Origin of the sequence: Xanthomonas sp. WHRI 10207, from assembly GCF_040202975.1 — a bacterium.
Taxonomy (GTDB): domain Bacteria; phylum Pseudomonadota; class Gammaproteobacteria; order Xanthomonadales; family Xanthomonadaceae; genus Xanthomonas.
In genome coordinates, this window is sequence record NZ_JBEGDX010000006.1 from 61391 (window position 1) to 75817 (window position 14427).

The following is a 14427-nucleotide window of genomic DNA, read 5'->3' on the forward strand; positions in this document are numbered from 1 at the left end:
GGAAAATGGTGTTATATCCCTCGACGGGCGCAACGCCTGTCGGCAGATCTCTCCCATCCCCTGGAGCAGATCTCGGAGCGGAAACTCCTCCCCAAGTTTCCGTTCCCTGGCCCCGCCGACCTCCCCCTGGTCTGCGGGGCTTTTTTATTTCCAGCGTTCAGAGTAGCCGGAAAGACACGGCGCTGCTGGACAGCATCCGCAGATTGCGCAATGGCTGCGTGAGCAATCACAAATTTAAATGGGGGCGATTAACTCGCTCAATCAACACAGCGTTTCATTTGCGCAATTCAGGTTTAACTGTGAGCGACTCTGAACGCGTGAATCTGTGTGGATGACCCAACGGCTAAAGGCGCTGAAACCAATCCCCGCACGGGGAAGATTTCAGCGCCTTCGGATGCATCGGGCGTGGCGCAATGCCTTCGGACGGCAGCAGCGCTGGCGGCCCCTTAAATCCGGCCCGCTCCGATCACGGCAACGTCACTGTCAGCCCAGCCAGTCGCGCGGCACCAGGTAGTCCAGCAACCGCGCCTCGGCGCTGCCGGGTTCGGCGGTGTAGCCGTATTCCCAACGCACCCGCGGCGGCAGGCTCATCAGGATGCTCTCGGCGCGCCCGCCGCTCTGCAGCCCGAACAGGGTGCCGCGGTCGTAGACCAGGTTGAACTCCACGTAGCGCCCGCGGCGATACAGCTGGAACTCGCGCTCGCGCTCGCCAAACTGTTCGTCCTTGCGGCGCTGCACGAGCGGCATGTAGGCATCCAGGAAGCCATTGCCCACCGCCTGCTGGTAGGCAAAGTCGCGCTCGAAGTCCTGGCCCAGGTCGTCGAAGAACAGCCCGCCGACGCCGCGCGTTTCGTTGCGGTGGCGCAGGAAGAAGTACTCGTCGCACCAACGCTTGTGCGCGGCATAGCGCTCCTCGCCGAACGGCGCGCACAGCGTCTGCGCGGTGCGGTGCCAGTGCTGCACGTCTTCATCCACCGGGTAGAACGGCGTCAGATCGAAGCCGCCGCCGAACCACGCGGCAACCACCTCGCCATCGCGCTCGGCGCGGAAGTAACGCACGTTCATATGCGTGGTCGGCACGTGCGGGTTGTTCGGATGAAACACCAGCGAGACGCCGCAGGCCCGCCAAGTCGCGCCCGCCAGCTCAGGCCGGTGGGCACTGGCCGAGGGCGGCAAGCGCGTGCCGGACACATCCGAAAAGCCGATGCCAGCCTGCTCGAACACCGCGCCGTCGCGCAGGATGCGGGTGCGCCCACCACCGCCTTCCTCGCGCTGCCACAGATCCTCGGAGAACCGCGCTCGCCCGTCGGTGGTTTCCACAGCGGCGCAGATACGGTCCTGCAGGTCGGTCAGATAATCGCGTACACGGTCGAATTCGTTCATGGCCCAATTCTAAGCCGTGCATCGCGGCGGGTGCGCCCATCCGAACGTGGCCGTTTGTCGCAGGGCGATGCGGAAGGTGGAGAAGGTCCCGCAGCGGTTAGCGTGTCAGGGTCAGTCGAGTTGGTCTGTGTGTAACGTTTCAGCACAGCGCAGCAACCACTAAACCGCACGACACGGTGGCTTCCGTTCTTCAACAAAACCACCGACACACTGTCTGGTGCGGTGTCCTCGCCGCTTGCGGGACCGTTGGCGGCATGGATGCCGCCATCGAGCCCGCAGGGACGGGTTTACGGCGTGTCCCGCGAGCGGTGAGGGCGTTGCGCACTCGATGTCTTCGCGTTTGCTGCAGGGCCCTTGCCCGCCCACCATCGCAGGACACGCTGCAAGTACGTCCATGTAAGCTCCGTGGCGGCATCCATGCCGCCAAGGGTCCCGCGACGGTGAGCGGGCAAGCACCAGTCGCGTTGATCGGCGCCCAGGGTTTCGGCACTGCAACCAGCAACCCCCGACATCGCGCGACGCGGCGGTTTGGTTCTTCAGCAAAACCACCAGCAAACGGTCTGGTGCGGTGAGTGCACCTCGCCCTCGACTCACCAGGTTCGAAGATCGCCAGGCAACCGCAACATGCAAGCTGTCAGTCTTTTCAACGTGATTGACTAGCGCGGATCATTGGTTGCAAGGCAGCCGATCTGCGAGCGGACTGCATGGCCCTTGCCTGCGCCAAAATCACTGGACCTAGGCAAACTCCGCGCGAACAGCTGGCTTGCACAGTCGCCAGGCGAGTGCTGCATGCACGCAGCCGATGGCCAAAGCGCCCGCGCCGGTGAGCACCAGCGCCATCTGTTGCGTGGCCTGCAGGCGTGCCTGCATCTGCGGCCACTCCGGGCTGTGCGTTACATCGGCTGGCAGCATGGCCTGCACGCCGTCGAACAACGGCCCGATCAACGCCAGCCCGGCAAAATTGAGCAGCCCAGTGACGATCAGCACCGCCACAAACCCGATGCGCGCCCACTCGCGTCGCTGCAGCAGCGCCCAGCTCAGCCATGCAAACGCCACCGACAGCACCACCCCGATTACCGACAACGCCATGCCGTGGTCGATCACCCATTGCCACGACGGCGGCAAGGTCATGCCCGGGGGCAGGGCGAGCGTGGTGGCGTCGGGTACCGCCAACAGCACCACGATCTGAAACAGGTTGGCCAGTGCGCTGACAGCGCCCAGCAACAACGAGACCCATGCCAGCGGCGAGACAAAGCCACCGTTCGATTGGGGCGATGTGCGCGGCGCTGCGTTCATTGCAGCGACGCGATATGCGCCGCGACTGCCGCCTGCCCGGGTGGGTCCAGCGCGGGTTGCAGCTGTGCGTACCAGCCGGGCAGGGCATCGGCTGGCAGACACGCGCGCAGTAACGGCGTGCTGCGCTCAAGAAATTCCTCGAAGAACGGCAGGCCGCGGACATACAAAAAGTGGCTGTCGGTGATCGACATGCCGGCATAGGCTTCGCGCAGCCACTCCAGATGCGGCAGGGCATGCGCACCGTGACCGGCGCGGGTCAGCGCGGTCAGAAAGCCGGTCCGCGCCGTGGCTGGCGAGGTGGAGCGCTCCTGGGCGTTCAGATCGTCGAAGGTCAGCAGCCATTGCTCGCCGCGCTCGACCTCGTTGCACATCACCGAGGTGGTGGCCAACTGCAGCGCGTTGTGCGCGGTCGGCTCCAGCTCGTACAGCGCCAGCCAGTATGGATACGCCTCGTGGTAGCGGTCCAGCGCGCTCAATGCCAGCGCGCACAGCCGCTGCGCATCCGCACCGGCCTGCAACTGCGCTTGCGCCGCGTTGTAGGCGCCCACGTGATCGCCGCGCTGAAACGCGCTCAGCGCCGGCTGCAATGCGGGGTCGATCTCGGCAGCTGCCTCGCCGGCATCGTCGCCAGGCGCCGTCGCTGCGGTGGGTTCTGCCCGCGGCGGCTTCGCCACGGCGGTCTTGCGTCCAAACAAACGGTCCCACAGGCCCATCGCGTCTACCTTGTGTGCGCCAGCAATGAGTGGGAAGTCGCCGCGACGCCGGCGGCGCACCGGTTCTGCGGCAGACCGGCGCAGAGGGCGAACGCACGAACCCTCTGCCGGTCCTGCGTCAAGCTTAGAGCCACTTGCGTAGAGAGAGGTGAGTGCAACGCAACCAGCGTGCGTGCTGGATGAGCGACGCGTTGCCCTCGGCCCGATTGCCGCAAGCGTCTGCAGGCTGCGGCGATCGCTTCAGGACAAGGCGGCGAGCAGTACTCGCCCACAACAAGCTTCAAATGCGTATCTGTGACGTCGCCAGCGATGTAGCGCCTGGAAACGCTGCGCCCGGCACTGCAACCGTCTGTGGGTGCCGGTACCGGTGCCGGCAACGCCCGCCTTGCACCGGGCGCTGCGCGACGGTCAGCGCTGTGGCTTCACCTGCTCATTGAACAGCTTGAGGATGCGCTTGTACTCGTCCAGCCATGCATCGGCCCGGGTAAATCCATGGCGTTCCAGCGGATACGGCGCCACCTGCCAGTTGTCCTTGTGCAACTCGATCAACTTCTGCGTCATGTCCACCGAGTCCTTGAAGAACACGTTGTCGTCGATCATGCCGTGCGCGATCAGCAGATGGTCCTGCAGCCCGTCGGCGTAGTTGATCGACGAGGAGGTCTTGTAGGCCTGTGGATCGAGCTCGGGCGTGTTGAGGATGTTGGAGGTGTACTCGTGGTTGTACTGCATCCAGTCGCCCACCGGCCGCAGCGCTGCGCCGGCCTTGAAGGTGCCGGGGCTGCGGAACAACGCCATGTACGTCATGAAGCCGCCGTACGACCCGCCATAGATGCCGGCGCGTGCGCGGTCGCCCTGTTTGGTGGCGACCAGCCAGTCCAGCCCATCCAGATAATCCTCCAGCTCCGGGTGCCCCATGTTGCGGTAGATCGCGGTGCGCCAGTCGCGGCCGTAGCCTTCGGATGCGCGGTAGTCCAGATCCAGCACGATGTAGCCCTGCTGCACCAACAGGTTGTGGAACATCTGCTCGCGGAAATACGGCGTGTAGCGCTGCGACACGTTTTGCAGGTAGCCGGCGCCATGCACGAACATCACGATCGGATATTGCTTGCCCGGCTCGGGAGTCTGCGGCCCGTAATACTTGCCCCAGACCGTGCCGGCGCCGTGTTTGGACGGCACCTGCACGTACTGCGGTGCGATCCACGTCTGCGCCTTGAAGGCCGGCGTGCGCGTGTCGGTGAGCACCGTGGCCTGACCGCCCGCCGCCGGCACCACCGCCAGTTGCGGCGGCAGATAGGCGCCGGAGTAGCGCACCAGCAACTGCTGCCCATTCGGCGACAGGCTGAAGCCTTCCACGCCGTTCAAGGCCGTCACTTCGGTGAGCTGGTCGGTGCGCAGATCCAGCTTGCACACCTCGTAATCGCCCGGCCATTTCTGGTTGCACAGGAAATACATGCCGCTGCCATCGGCGCTGGGCACCGGCATCGACACTTCCCACTTGCCGCGGGTGCGCTGACGCGGCTTGCCGTTGCCTTCCACCGTGTACAGCTGCGAATGGCCGGATTCTTCGGAGAGCAGCCACAGCGTGCGGTTATCGGCTAACCAGCCGAAATCATTGAAGTCCCAGTTGATCCACGCGCTGTCGCTCAGCCGATGCCGCGGCTGCAGCTTGGCGCTGTCCAGATCCACGCTGGCGATCCAGCGGTCCTTGTTGTCCACCGCGCGGATTTCCACCGCCACGTTGCGGCCATCGTCGCTCCAATGCACCGCCGGGCCGCTGCCGTCGCCATCGCTTTCCACGCGCACCGCGCGATTGCCCTTGAGCGCGTCGCGCTTGGCGGCCTTGCGCAGTGCAGCCAGCGGGTCGGTGGCGATGCCGGGCAGCGCATCGAAGGACAGCTGGCGCGCGCTGCCTGCGGCCACATCGACCAGCCACAGTGCATGCGCCACCGGGGCATTGCGACCGACGCGGGAGCGGGTTTCCTGGAACTCTTCGTAACCGGATTCGGTCACGTACTTGGGCATCTTGCCGGCCTGGCCTTCGTCGGCGTTCTTGGCCTGTGTCACCACCAGCAGGTGGCGGCCGTCCGGCGACAATGCGCTGTCGACGATCTCCACCTCATCGCCCAGATACACCGGCGCTGCTGCGCGCGTGACGTCTGCGCGGCGCCAGGCATCTTCCTGCGTGCGCAGCGCATCGCGCTGTTCGCGATCGCGACGCAGCGTGGCCAGCGTGGCCAGTTGCTGCTCGCGCAGCACATCGGCCTTGGGCGCGGCCTTGGGGTCGCGCTCGGCCTTGACCACGGCCACCTGCGCGGTGCCGCCATCGGCCCGCCAGTGGTACCAGTTGTTGCCCGCACGCCAGATCGCACCGCCATCGCTGGCGAATTGCGGACGCGATTCGACTTCGTTGCTGCGGGTCAGCTGGGTCAGCGCGCCCGAGCGCAGATCACGCAGGAAAATATCGCCATTGCGTGCGAACAACATGCGCTGACGGCTGGCGTCGTAGCTGGGGTCGGCCGCATCCAGGCCGGCGCGCGCCGTGTCGGCCACGCGGTCTGCCGCTGCGCCGTCGATGCCCTGGCGATAGGTATCGCGCACCGGGCTGCCATCGCGCTTGAGCAGGTACTGCACCTGCTTGCCGTCCCACTGCCACCACGCCTGATCGACCGACGGCCCGATCCAGTCCGGATCGGCCATCACCTGTTCGATGGTGAGCGGTGCGGCGGACTGCGCATGCGCGGTGGCAGTCAGCAGCAGAAGGGTCAACGGCAGCAATCTGGGCATCGGAAACAACTGGACGCAAAGGAGAGCGCGCAAGCCTAGCAGTTCGTCTCTGCGGCAGGCTTGGGCCACAGGTCATGCGCGGGCGGCGTAACGCGGGGGTGGTTGCATAGCGGTGGTGCCAGACGGACGCGACTGTTATGTGTTTGCTGCACCTCATTGCAACCGCAGTGCGTGGCACTGCTGCGTTGCGCCGAATGACGCTGCGGCATGCACGGCGTCGCATGCGCGCATCGCTGTGCGCTTGTGGCGGGTTAAATGCTTCAGCGCCATCGTCGGCGGTCACTGCGTACGCTGCGTTGCGTCATGACGCGTTCTTTCTGTCTACCGCCTCTGTCTGCAGTAGGCGTTGCGAGAGGCTGAAAGGCCACTGGCGAATAAGCGCGCGTGGATGTTGTGGGCTGCGGACGTTGCACGTTGCACGTTGCACGTTGCCGATGACGGCGCTCGAGCTGCGCGCGTGCCCCGCCATTGGAGTCGCGGTTGTCACGGAGGCATGTCCAGAGCGCAATGAGCGAACGCGTCGTCCCCATACGCATAGGCCGAAGACCCGCGGTGGGTCTGGTGCCGGAAGGCGGCTTTACCGTCGCATGCAATGCTTGGCCACACATGCATGGTCGCCAACACCAGACGGAGATTCTGCGCACCTCACCGCCCCATTGTTGAAAGGTGCTTGGCGTGCGATTGAGCTAACACAACAATGCAGTGGCGGTTTTGGTGATCAGTATCGAAGCCTGCGACGTGTGAGCTCCGACGTGAGCGCGCGCGTCAGATTACGCGGACCCATTGCAGGATTCATCGGCGCAGCCATCCAGGTGCCGCGGTTGCCCGTCTGCCATCTGCGCCAGCTACGCGTCGCGGCCCCGGACAGCGGCCGGAAACCTCCCGACTTGCCAGCAGCCCGGGGGGCGGCCAAGCTAGCGCGCTTTTGCGATTGTCGATGCACATGTCCAGCCTGCCTGCTCCCGTTGTGTCCCATCCCATGGCCGTCGGCGCGCCTGGCCGGCCGTTGGCGTGGCGCGCGGGGCAGTCGGTGGATCTGGCGACCTTCGTCGCGCATGTGCATGGCCTGGCGCAGCAGCTGCCGGAGGGCCGCCATGCGGTCAATCTGTGCGAAGACCGCTACCGCTTCATGGTGGCGTTCTATGCCTGCGCGCTGCGTGGGCAGGTGTCGCTGCTGCCGTCGTCGCGCGCGCCGGCGGTGGTGGGCGAAGTGCAGGCCGGTCACGCCGATGCCTACTGCCTGGGCGATCTGGCGTTGGAGCTGGCGCCGCCGCGCTATTGGCAACTGCCGGACGCGCTGCCGCAGGCGGACGGCCCGATTCCGCAGCTGGCCGACGACGCACTGGTGGCGATCGGCTTCACCTCCGGCAGTACCGGTCGCCCGCAACCCAATCCCAAGACCTGGGGCAGTTTTCTGACCAGCACCCGGCAGGATCTGGTCGCGCTGCAAAGCCTGTGGGCGCACACCGACGCAGTGCCGCACGTGGTGGCCACGGTGCCGCCGCAGCACATGTACGGCATGGAATTGTCGGTGTTGCTGCCGATGGTGACCGAGCTGGCAGTGCACGCGGGCCGCCCGTTCTTCCCGGACGATGTGGCACGCGCGCTGGCCGATATTCCCGCCCCGCGCGTGCTGGTGACCACGCCCGTGCATCTGCGTGCCCTGGTCGAATCCGGGGTGGCATTGCCGCCGCTGGCCGGCATCGTCTCGGCCACTGCGCCGCTGGCACAGGAAGTTGCCGCCGCAGCCGAAGCGCGGTTTGGCGGTGAAGTGCGCGAAATGTTCGGCTCCACCGAAACCTGCGTATTCGCCGTGCGCCGCACCGCACTGGAAGCCGCATGGACCCCGCTGCCCGGCGTGCGTCTTGAAACCCAGGCCGCAGGCACCTTGGTGCATGCGCCGCATCTGGCCACGCCGGTGTTGCTGGCCGACATGATGGACGTGGCCGACGACGGCACTTTCCAGGTGCGCGGACGCCAGGCCGATCTGCTGGAAATCGCCGGCAAACGCGCATCGCTGGCCGACCTCACCCGCCGTCTGCTCGCCATCCCCGGCGTGATCGACGGCATCATCGTGCAGCTGGCGCCGGAGGCAGGTCAGTCGGTGGGCCGCATCGCCGCATTGGTGGTCGCCCCGACCCTGGACGACGCGCAGATCCTTGCCGCATTGCGCGTCAGCGTCGACCCGGTATTCCTGCCGCGCCGCCTGCGCAAGCTCGCCGTTCTGCCACGCAACGAAACCGGCAAACTGCCGCGTGATGTGGTGTTGGGGTTGCTCAACGGCTGAGCGAGTTTGCGCAATGCCCTCTGCAGGCCGATGCCAACGGCTGCGTGAGTGGATTGCTTACTGGCCGGGTGCCGGATGAGCGCAGAGGTAGGCCGAGAAACGCGTCAGTAGCTGAGTTTTCTGCATCGCCTCCAGGGTCGCATGCACTTGGCAGGCCAATCCGTTCTGATCCGCACAGCGCGCATCCGCCGTGTTGGCCGCACTCAAGCGCATGCGATCACGCTGCGTCAGCTGCGCTTGAAACTCGTCCTGCGCAAAATCCAGATCACCTGGCGTGATCGATCTGATCCGTTGGGCTGGGCAGCGCCGATCTGCCTGATCTGCCAGCGCTTCGAACGCCGCTTGTCCTGCGTATTCCTGCGTTCCGTCAGGGCTTGCGGCCGCCAGGAGAATTGCGAGAACAAGCATGCTGTCTCCGCGAGAGCGTCGTCTGCTCGACTGAGCGCACGATCTCACCGATGTCGACGGTCTGCCAGCGGCTACGCGCCGCATGATCAGTGGCAAAATAGGGAACAGCCTGGCCGCGAGCAATGCGGTATCTGCGCGATACATGCCGCACCCGGTTTTCACGGAACTACCGGCGGCCACAATCTGCGGCACGCCGGCAGGCACGGCATCACTCAGCCGTGCACACCATCGATCTCCACCGCCAGCTCATCGCGGCAGATCACTGCGTGCAGCAGCAGGCGCGGCACCGCGTCGCCAAAGCGGGTGTCCAGGGCCTGCGCGACCTTGGCCAGATCGTCCTGCTCGCGGACATACACCTTCAGGCGGGTGCCGGCGCCGAACTGCGCGGGCAGCGCTGGTGCATGCGTGCGTGCGGCGCCGAGCAGGGCATCGAAGTTGGCGAAGGTTTCTTCCAGCTGCGCCAGCAGCTGGCCGGTATGCATCGAGGCATGGCCCACCACCGCGGCGGTGCCTGACAGCAGCAGCGGCATGTCGCTGCCGGCGGGCGGCAGCATGGCGCGCGCAAAACTCGGCGGCTGCGGGCCGTATTGGCGCGGGTAGTTGTAGGCGCTGACCTGGCGCGGATTTTCCAGTGGCGTGCCAGCATCGGCGGCGGCCAGCCAGTAGATCTGGATGATGCGTTCGGCATCGCAGCGGCCCACCGCTGTGGCGGCCGGCAACTGCGCGACGTCGAAAGCGCCCAGGCCACGCGCGCGGCCCACGCAAAACTGGCGATAGCGCTCACGGTCGCCGCTGCCCAGGGTGATGGCATCCAGGTAGTTCCAGATGCGCAGCAGGCGCGGTGTGGCGCTACCGCTGACGAATGCGGTCAGCTCTGCATAGGCCTTGGCGGCGGCGTCTTCGATATCGACATCCTGCTCGTCGATTTCGATCACGCCAAACTGCAAATGCCCATCGCTGGACCAGGCGATGTTGCCGTCGCGGCCACTGCGCACCAGCGCATCGGTCCGCCACACCTCCAGCACATCGGCCTGATACGGCTGCAGCGGCACGCGCAGATAGCGCGGGTCGTCCAGGCGCGGGGCGGCATCGCCGAACCCGAACACCGCCAGCACCTGCGGATCGGTCAGCAGCGCCGCGGGGTCGGTGCGGTCGACATAATCGACCTGCAGGCGGGGATGGCGCAGCGGCTGCGCGGTCTGGGCCGGGGAAGCAGTCATTGAGTCTCTCGTTGCAAGGTGGTGCCGTCGAAGCCGTGCGTGGACAGGCGCCGACGTGGGCGCCACACCTGCCGCACGTACGGCATCGTCGATAGGAATGTCAGTGCTGGGATGGCGTGGACTGCGCGCAGAGACTCGCCGATAGGCAGGCGAGGGTGCAGCACCTGTACGTGCCGCAGCATCGCCCTACCGAGGCAGGCAGGCGTCAGCGCTGCTGTACAACCAGTCGGGCCGCCGCCCCTGATCAGAATAGCCGGACACTGCGGTCCGGGAGCCGGCCCGGCTGCCGGCTTGGCGGTCGGGGTGGGGCGCACAACGGTGGAAGTCATCCTGAAACGAACCTGCAGCGGGCGAGCGTCATGCAGTCATGATAGCCTGACCGGCGGCCCGGACATCTGTGCGGCCGCCGAGATCCACGCATGCCGACCAACGCAAGGACAGGGCGATCGCCGGCCGCGACGCGGGCCCGGCGCTCGGAATCGACAGGTACGCCACGTACACTGCCGGCTCGACGCGCCGTCCGCCACTGCCACCTGCCGCACGCTGTCGGTGGCCTGCTCCGACTTTGACCGACCCTTACCCTGGAACTTCTGGATGTCCTCGCAAACCGCTGCCGAACGTGAACTGGCCGAACTCCTGGTCGAAAGTCTGAACCTGGAAGACGTCCAACCCGCCGACATCGATCCGGAGGCGCCGTTGTTCAACACCGGGCTGGGGCTGGATTCGATCGATGCGCTGGAACTGGCGCTGGCGATCAGCAAGCGCTATGGCTTCCAGCTGCGCTCGGACAACGACGAGAACCGTCGCATCTTCGCGTCGCTGCGCGCATTGTCGGCGCATGTCGAAGCCAACAAGACCGTCTGAGGTTCCGACCGCCGCGCCCAGCGATGCCCCGCCGTGGGTGCTGGGGCTGGGCGTGCTGCTGGCGGTGGCGTACTCGCCGCTTGCCCACTGGGCCAACGCCAGCCACCGCTCCGACCTGGCCGTAATCGCCGGCGTCATGCTGGTGCTGATGGTGTTGATCGAACCGATGGTCGCGCGTCGCCCATGGGCCTGGGCGCTGGCACTGGTGAGCCTGGCCGGCCTGGGCGCGTTGTGGCATTCGCCGCACGCCATGCTGGTGCTTGCGGCGCCGCCGGTGGTGTTCACCGGATGGGTCGCCTGGTTCTTCGGGCGCAGCCTGCGGCGCGGGCGCACTCCGTTGATCACCCGCATCGTGGAAGGCCTGTACGGCCGGGCCGGCATGGCAGTGACGCCGGCGCAATTGCGCTACACGCGTGGGCTGACGCTGGCCTGGGCGCTGCTGTTGTGCGGGCTGACCCTGCTCAACCTGGTGCTGGGCCTGTGCGCCGAACCCAGCGGCGTGCTGGCCCAATTGGGTTATGCCTCGCCGTTGCCGATCAGCGACGAACGCGCCTCGTTGTTCGCCAATTTGCTGGTGTACGGCGTGGTTGGCGGGTTCTTTGTTGGGGAATATCTATTGCGCGGGCGCTGGTTTCCGCAGCGTCCCTATCGTAACCTGCCAGACTTCTTGCGCCAGATGGCGCGGCTCGGGCCGGACTTCTGGCGCGATCTGCTGCGCTGAGTGCGTGGCCAGGGGCAGCGACGTACGTGCACAGTTTCGGGGACAAAACAAAAATGCCGTTGGCAAGGATGCCGTCGCGCCTGGCGTGGGGTGTATTCAATCTGCTGCAATTGGCCTTCACGCTGACGTTTACCGCCGGCGGGATCGTGTATGCGTTGGTGCTGCTGGCGATCACCCGTGATGCCGATCGCCTGTTGCGCATGGGCGGCTGGATGTGGTCGCCGGTGCTGTTCCGCGGCGCGGGCGCCAAGGTGATCGTGGAAGGGCGCGAGCGGGTCGACTGGTCCAAGAATTATCTGTTCGTCAGCAACCACCAGTCCATCATCGATATCTGCGCCTTGTTCTACGCCTTGCCGGTGCCGCTGCGGTTCCTGCTTAAGGAAGAAATGCTCAAGGTGCCGTTCGTGAATTGGTATGCGCGCGCCACCGGCATGCTGTTCCTGGACCGCGACAGCCGCCGCGCCGGGGCGCTGGTCCGCCGGCAGGCGGCCGCGCTGCTGCGCGAGGGCAAACAGTTGTGTCTGTTTCCCGAAGGCACCCGTAGCCGCAGCGGCGAATTATTGCCATTCAAGGCCGGGCTACTGCAGGCCGCTATCGATGCTGGTGTCCAGGTTGTCCCGGTGGCGCTGGACGGTTGCGGCAAGGTGCTGCCGGTGGATGGTGTGTTCAGGGTGCGTCCCGGCATCATCCGCGTGCGCATCGGCGAGCCGATCGCGGTCACCGGGCCGGATGCACCGGATCGCCAACAATTGACCGAGCAGGCACACAAGGCCGTGGCTGCAATGCTTCAACCCAGGATCTGAGTTCCGCGCTTATGGATTTCGTCGTGCCGCATGATCATCCCTGCCTGCCCGGGCACTTTCCGGGTCGCCCCGTGGTGCCTGGCGTGGTCGTGCTCGACCATGTGCTGCAGGCCGTGGAAGCGCTGCATGGCCCGCGTGCCGCAGCACGGCTGCCGCAGGTGAAGTTCGTGCAGCCGTTGCTGCCCGGCCAGACCGCGTCGGTCATGCTGGAAGGCGACGGCCCGCGCTGGCGCTTCCGTGTGCAGCGTGCCGGCGAGGTGCTGGTCAGCGGCGAACTGGTGGCGGAGGCCGCGGCATGAACAAGCATTGGAAACAGCGTCCAGAAGGTGGCGGGCGCTTCGCGTTGTGGCTGATCCGCGGGATCGCACGGCATGCCGGGCGCTCGGTGGGGCGCGCGCTGCTTTACCCGATCACGCTGTACTTCCTGCTGGTGCGTGCGCCCGAGCGCGCCGCCTCGCGCGCTTATCTGGCACGCGTGCTGGGGCGTCCGGCCAAGCTGCGCGATGTGGCGCGGCATATCCATACGTTTGCATCGACCATCCTGGACCGCGTGTACATGTTGTGCGGGCAGATGCAGCGCTTCCGCGTCGACATCACCGGGCTGGATCAACTGCACACGCAGATGGACCGCGGCCGCGGCGTGCTGATCTTCGGCTCGCACCTGGGCAGTTTCGATGCGCTGCGCGTACTGGCGACCGAGCGCCCGGACGTGCAGGTCAAGGTGGTGCTGGACAAGGCCCACAACCGCGCGATGACCGACCTGCTGGGCGCACTGAACCCGCAGCTGGCCGCCAACATCATCGATGCCGGCATGGACGCGACCTCGATCGTCATGGCGATCAAGGACGCCACCGATGCCGGCGCGCTGGTGGCGCTGCTGATCGATCGCCCGCGCGAAGGCGACCCGGCGTTGCCGGCGATGTTCCTTGGTCGCAATGCGATGTTCCCGACCTCGCCTTGGTTGATCGCCGCCGCACTCAAGGTGCCGGTGGTGCTGGCGTTTGGCCTGTATCGCGGGGGCAATCATTACGAGCTGGCATTCGAGACCTTCAGCGAAGGCCTGGATGTGCCGCGCAGGCAGCGTGCGCCGGTGCTGGCGGTGCTCATGCGCGATTACGCGGCCAGGCTGGAACATTACACACGCTACGCGCCGTACAACTGGTTCAACTTCTACGATTTCTGGAACACCCATCATGCCGATGCGCCGCACCCTGCCGTGGATGCTGATACTGCTGTTCAGCGCCGCACCGCTATGCGCCGCACCGCCTGAGGCCCTGGATGTCGGCCAGGTGCTGCAGCGCCTGGCACGCCCGGTGCCTGCCAGCACCGAGTTCGTCGAACTGCGCGGCTCTGCACTGCTGAAAACGCCGCTGCGCGTGCAGGGCCATTACCGTCGCCCGGATGCGCAGACGTTGGTGCGCGAGGTGAGTGCGCCGTATCGCGAAACCACCACCTTGCGCGGCGACGAAGGCGTGCTCGAACGCGAGGGCAAAGCGCCACGCAAGTTCGCCTTGAGCCGCGTGCCCGAACTGGCCGGGTTGAAGTCTGGCTTCGGCGCGCTGCTGTCGGGCGATCGCGCGCTGCTGGAGCAGCAGTATCGCCTCAGCGGGCAAGGCACAGCGCAGGCATGGCAACTGACCTTGCAGCCCAAGGACGCCGCAGTGGCCAAGCAGGTACGCGAGCTGCGTCTGTACGGCAGCAACGATGAGCTGCGCTGCATCGAAAGCGTTCCGGCCAAGGGCGATGCACAACGCACGCTGCTGGCCGGCGCGGCACGTGCGGCTGCCAGCGTCAACGACGCCGCAGCGCTGACCACGCTCTGCCACGGCCCGGACGCGTGACCACGCGCGGGCAGGTCTTGCTGCTAGCCGTCGTCAAAAACGCCAGATCGCGCGCTTGCAACCAAGTTGCCGTCGCCCTGCTAGCCGATGTCGTACGCGGCTTGAGC

General features: G+C 66.2%; 13 protein-coding genes. 7 read left to right on the forward strand and 6 right to left on the reverse strand.

Features of this window, described 5'->3' with window-relative positions; all coding sequences use genetic code 11:
- Window positions 1-483: 483 nt before the first annotated feature.
- From hemF to ABQU90_RS18045, 4 genes are all read right to left on the reverse strand, one after another.
- The gene (gene hemF, locus ABQU90_RS18030; RefSeq protein ID WP_323523138.1) at window positions 484-1383 is read right to left on the reverse strand and encodes an oxygen-dependent coproporphyrinogen oxidase; all 900 of its coding nucleotides are present in this window, start codon (window positions 1381-1383) and stop codon (window positions 484-486) included.
- A 735-nt stretch (window positions 1384-2118) separates the two neighbouring features.
- Window positions 2119-2679 (reverse strand): hypothetical protein, encoded by a 561-nt coding sequence (locus tag ABQU90_RS18035; protein WP_323523139.1) that lies wholly within the window; start codon window positions 2677-2679, stop codon window positions 2119-2121.
- Window positions 2676-3392, reverse strand: coding sequence for an SH3 domain-containing protein (locus ABQU90_RS18040; protein ID WP_311239876.1), 717 nt, complete (start codon window positions 3390-3392; stop codon window positions 2676-2678). The genes ABQU90_RS18035 and ABQU90_RS18040 overlap by 4 nt, the downstream gene beginning before the upstream one ends.
- 408 nt (window positions 3393-3800) lie before the next feature.
- Window positions 3801-6167: a S9 family peptidase gene (locus tag ABQU90_RS18045; protein ID WP_323523170.1), complete on the reverse strand. Its 2367-nt coding sequence runs from the start codon at window positions 6165-6167 to the stop codon at window positions 3801-3803.
- A gap of 952 nt (window positions 6168-7119) precedes the next feature.
- Here ABQU90_RS18045 and ABQU90_RS18050 point away from each other — a divergent pair.
- Complete coding sequence (locus tag ABQU90_RS18050; protein WP_323523140.1) at window positions 7120-8463, forward strand: AMP-binding protein; 1344 nt, start codon at window positions 7120-7122, stop codon at window positions 8461-8463.
- A gap of 57 nt (window positions 8464-8520) precedes the next feature.
- Here ABQU90_RS18050 and ABQU90_RS18055 read toward each other — a convergent pair whose 3' ends face one another.
- A complete protein-coding gene (locus ABQU90_RS18055; protein ID WP_323523141.1) occupies window positions 8521-8871 on the reverse strand; it encodes a hypothetical protein in 351 nt (116 codons plus the stop codon).
- A gap of 212 nt (window positions 8872-9083) precedes the next feature.
- Window positions 9084-10091 carry a chorismate transformation FkbO/Hyg5 family protein gene (locus ABQU90_RS18060; RefSeq protein ID WP_323523142.1) on the reverse strand — a complete coding sequence of 336 codons (1008 nt, stop codon included), beginning with the start codon at window positions 10089-10091 and terminating at the stop codon, window positions 9084-9086.
- Window positions 10092-10685: 594 nt separating this feature from the next.
- On the opposite strand from ABQU90_RS18060, the gene xanC reads away from it, so the two are divergent.
- Genes xanC through ABQU90_RS18090 form a run of 6 tightly spaced genes read left to right on the forward strand, consistent with a single transcriptional unit; the run spans window position 10686 to window position 14320 of the window.
- The gene (gene xanC, locus ABQU90_RS18065; RefSeq protein WP_011260626.1) at window positions 10686-10955 is read left to right on the forward strand and encodes a xanthomonadin biosynthesis acyl carrier protein XanC; all 270 of its coding nucleotides are present in this window, start codon (window positions 10686-10688) and stop codon (window positions 10953-10955) included.
- A 37-nt stretch (window positions 10956-10992) separates the two neighbouring features.
- Window positions 10993-11676 carry a COG4648 family protein gene (locus ABQU90_RS18070; RefSeq protein WP_161963180.1) on the forward strand — a complete coding sequence of 228 codons (684 nt, stop codon included), beginning with the start codon at window positions 10993-10995 and terminating at the stop codon, window positions 11674-11676.
- A 53-nt stretch (window positions 11677-11729) separates the two neighbouring features.
- Window positions 11730-12479: a lysophospholipid acyltransferase family protein gene (locus ABQU90_RS18075; protein ID WP_055846997.1), complete on the forward strand. Its 750-nt coding sequence runs from the start codon at window positions 11730-11732 to the stop codon at window positions 12477-12479.
- Window positions 12480-12490: 11 nt separating this feature from the next.
- Window positions 12491-12778: an ApeI family dehydratase gene (locus ABQU90_RS18080; RefSeq protein ID WP_055847000.1), complete on the forward strand. Its 288-nt coding sequence runs from the start codon at window positions 12491-12493 to the stop codon at window positions 12776-12778.
- Window positions 12775-13749, forward strand: coding sequence for a lysophospholipid acyltransferase family protein (locus ABQU90_RS18085; protein WP_055847003.1), 975 nt, complete (start codon window positions 12775-12777; stop codon window positions 13747-13749). The genes ABQU90_RS18080 and ABQU90_RS18085 overlap by 4 nt, the downstream gene beginning before the upstream one ends.
- Window positions 13673-14320, forward strand: a complete 648-nt coding sequence (locus tag ABQU90_RS18090; protein WP_323523143.1) for a LolA-related protein — start codon at window positions 13673-13675, stop codon at window positions 14318-14320. Before ABQU90_RS18085 ends, ABQU90_RS18090 begins: the two co-directional genes overlap by 77 nt.
- Window positions 14321-14427 lie beyond the last annotated feature (107 nt).

Excerpts from the sequence above, each read along its gene's own strand:
- ABQU90_RS18080 (WP_055847000.1), top strand. The coding sequence starts at position 12,491 with ATGGATTTCGTCGTGCCGCATGATCATCCCTGCCTGCCCGGGCACTTT.
- ABQU90_RS18040 (WP_311239876.1), bottom strand. The coding sequence starts at position 3,392 with ATGGGCCTGTGGGACCGTTTGTTTGGACGCAAGACCGCCGTGGCGAAG.
- ABQU90_RS18035 (WP_323523139.1), bottom strand. The coding sequence starts at position 2,679 with ATGAACGCAGCGCCGCGCACATCGCCCCAATCGAACGGTGGCTTTGTC.
- ABQU90_RS18085 (WP_055847003.1), top strand. The coding sequence starts at position 12,775 with ATGAACAAGCATTGGAAACAGCGTCCAGAAGGTGGCGGGCGCTTCGCG.
- ABQU90_RS18055 (WP_323523141.1), bottom strand. The coding sequence starts at position 8,871 with ATGCTTGTTCTCGCAATTCTCCTGGCGGCCGCAAGCCCTGACGGAACG.
- hemF (WP_323523138.1), bottom strand. The coding sequence starts at position 1,383 with ATGAACGAATTCGACCGTGTACGCGATTATCTGACCGACCTGCAGGAC.
- ABQU90_RS18075 (WP_055846997.1), top strand. The coding sequence starts at position 11,730 with ATGCCGTTGGCAAGGATGCCGTCGCGCCTGGCGTGGGGTGTATTCAAT.
- xanC (WP_011260626.1), top strand. The coding sequence starts at position 10,686 with ATGTCCTCGCAAACCGCTGCCGAACGTGAACTGGCCGAACTCCTGGTC.
- ABQU90_RS18050 (WP_323523140.1), top strand. The coding sequence starts at position 7,120 with ATGTCCAGCCTGCCTGCTCCCGTTGTGTCCCATCCCATGGCCGTCGGC.
- ABQU90_RS18090 (WP_323523143.1), top strand. The coding sequence starts at position 13,673 with ATGCCGATGCGCCGCACCCTGCCGTGGATGCTGATACTGCTGTTCAGC.
- ABQU90_RS18060 (WP_323523142.1), bottom strand. The coding sequence starts at position 10,091 with ATGACTGCTTCCCCGGCCCAGACCGCGCAGCCGCTGCGCCATCCCCGC.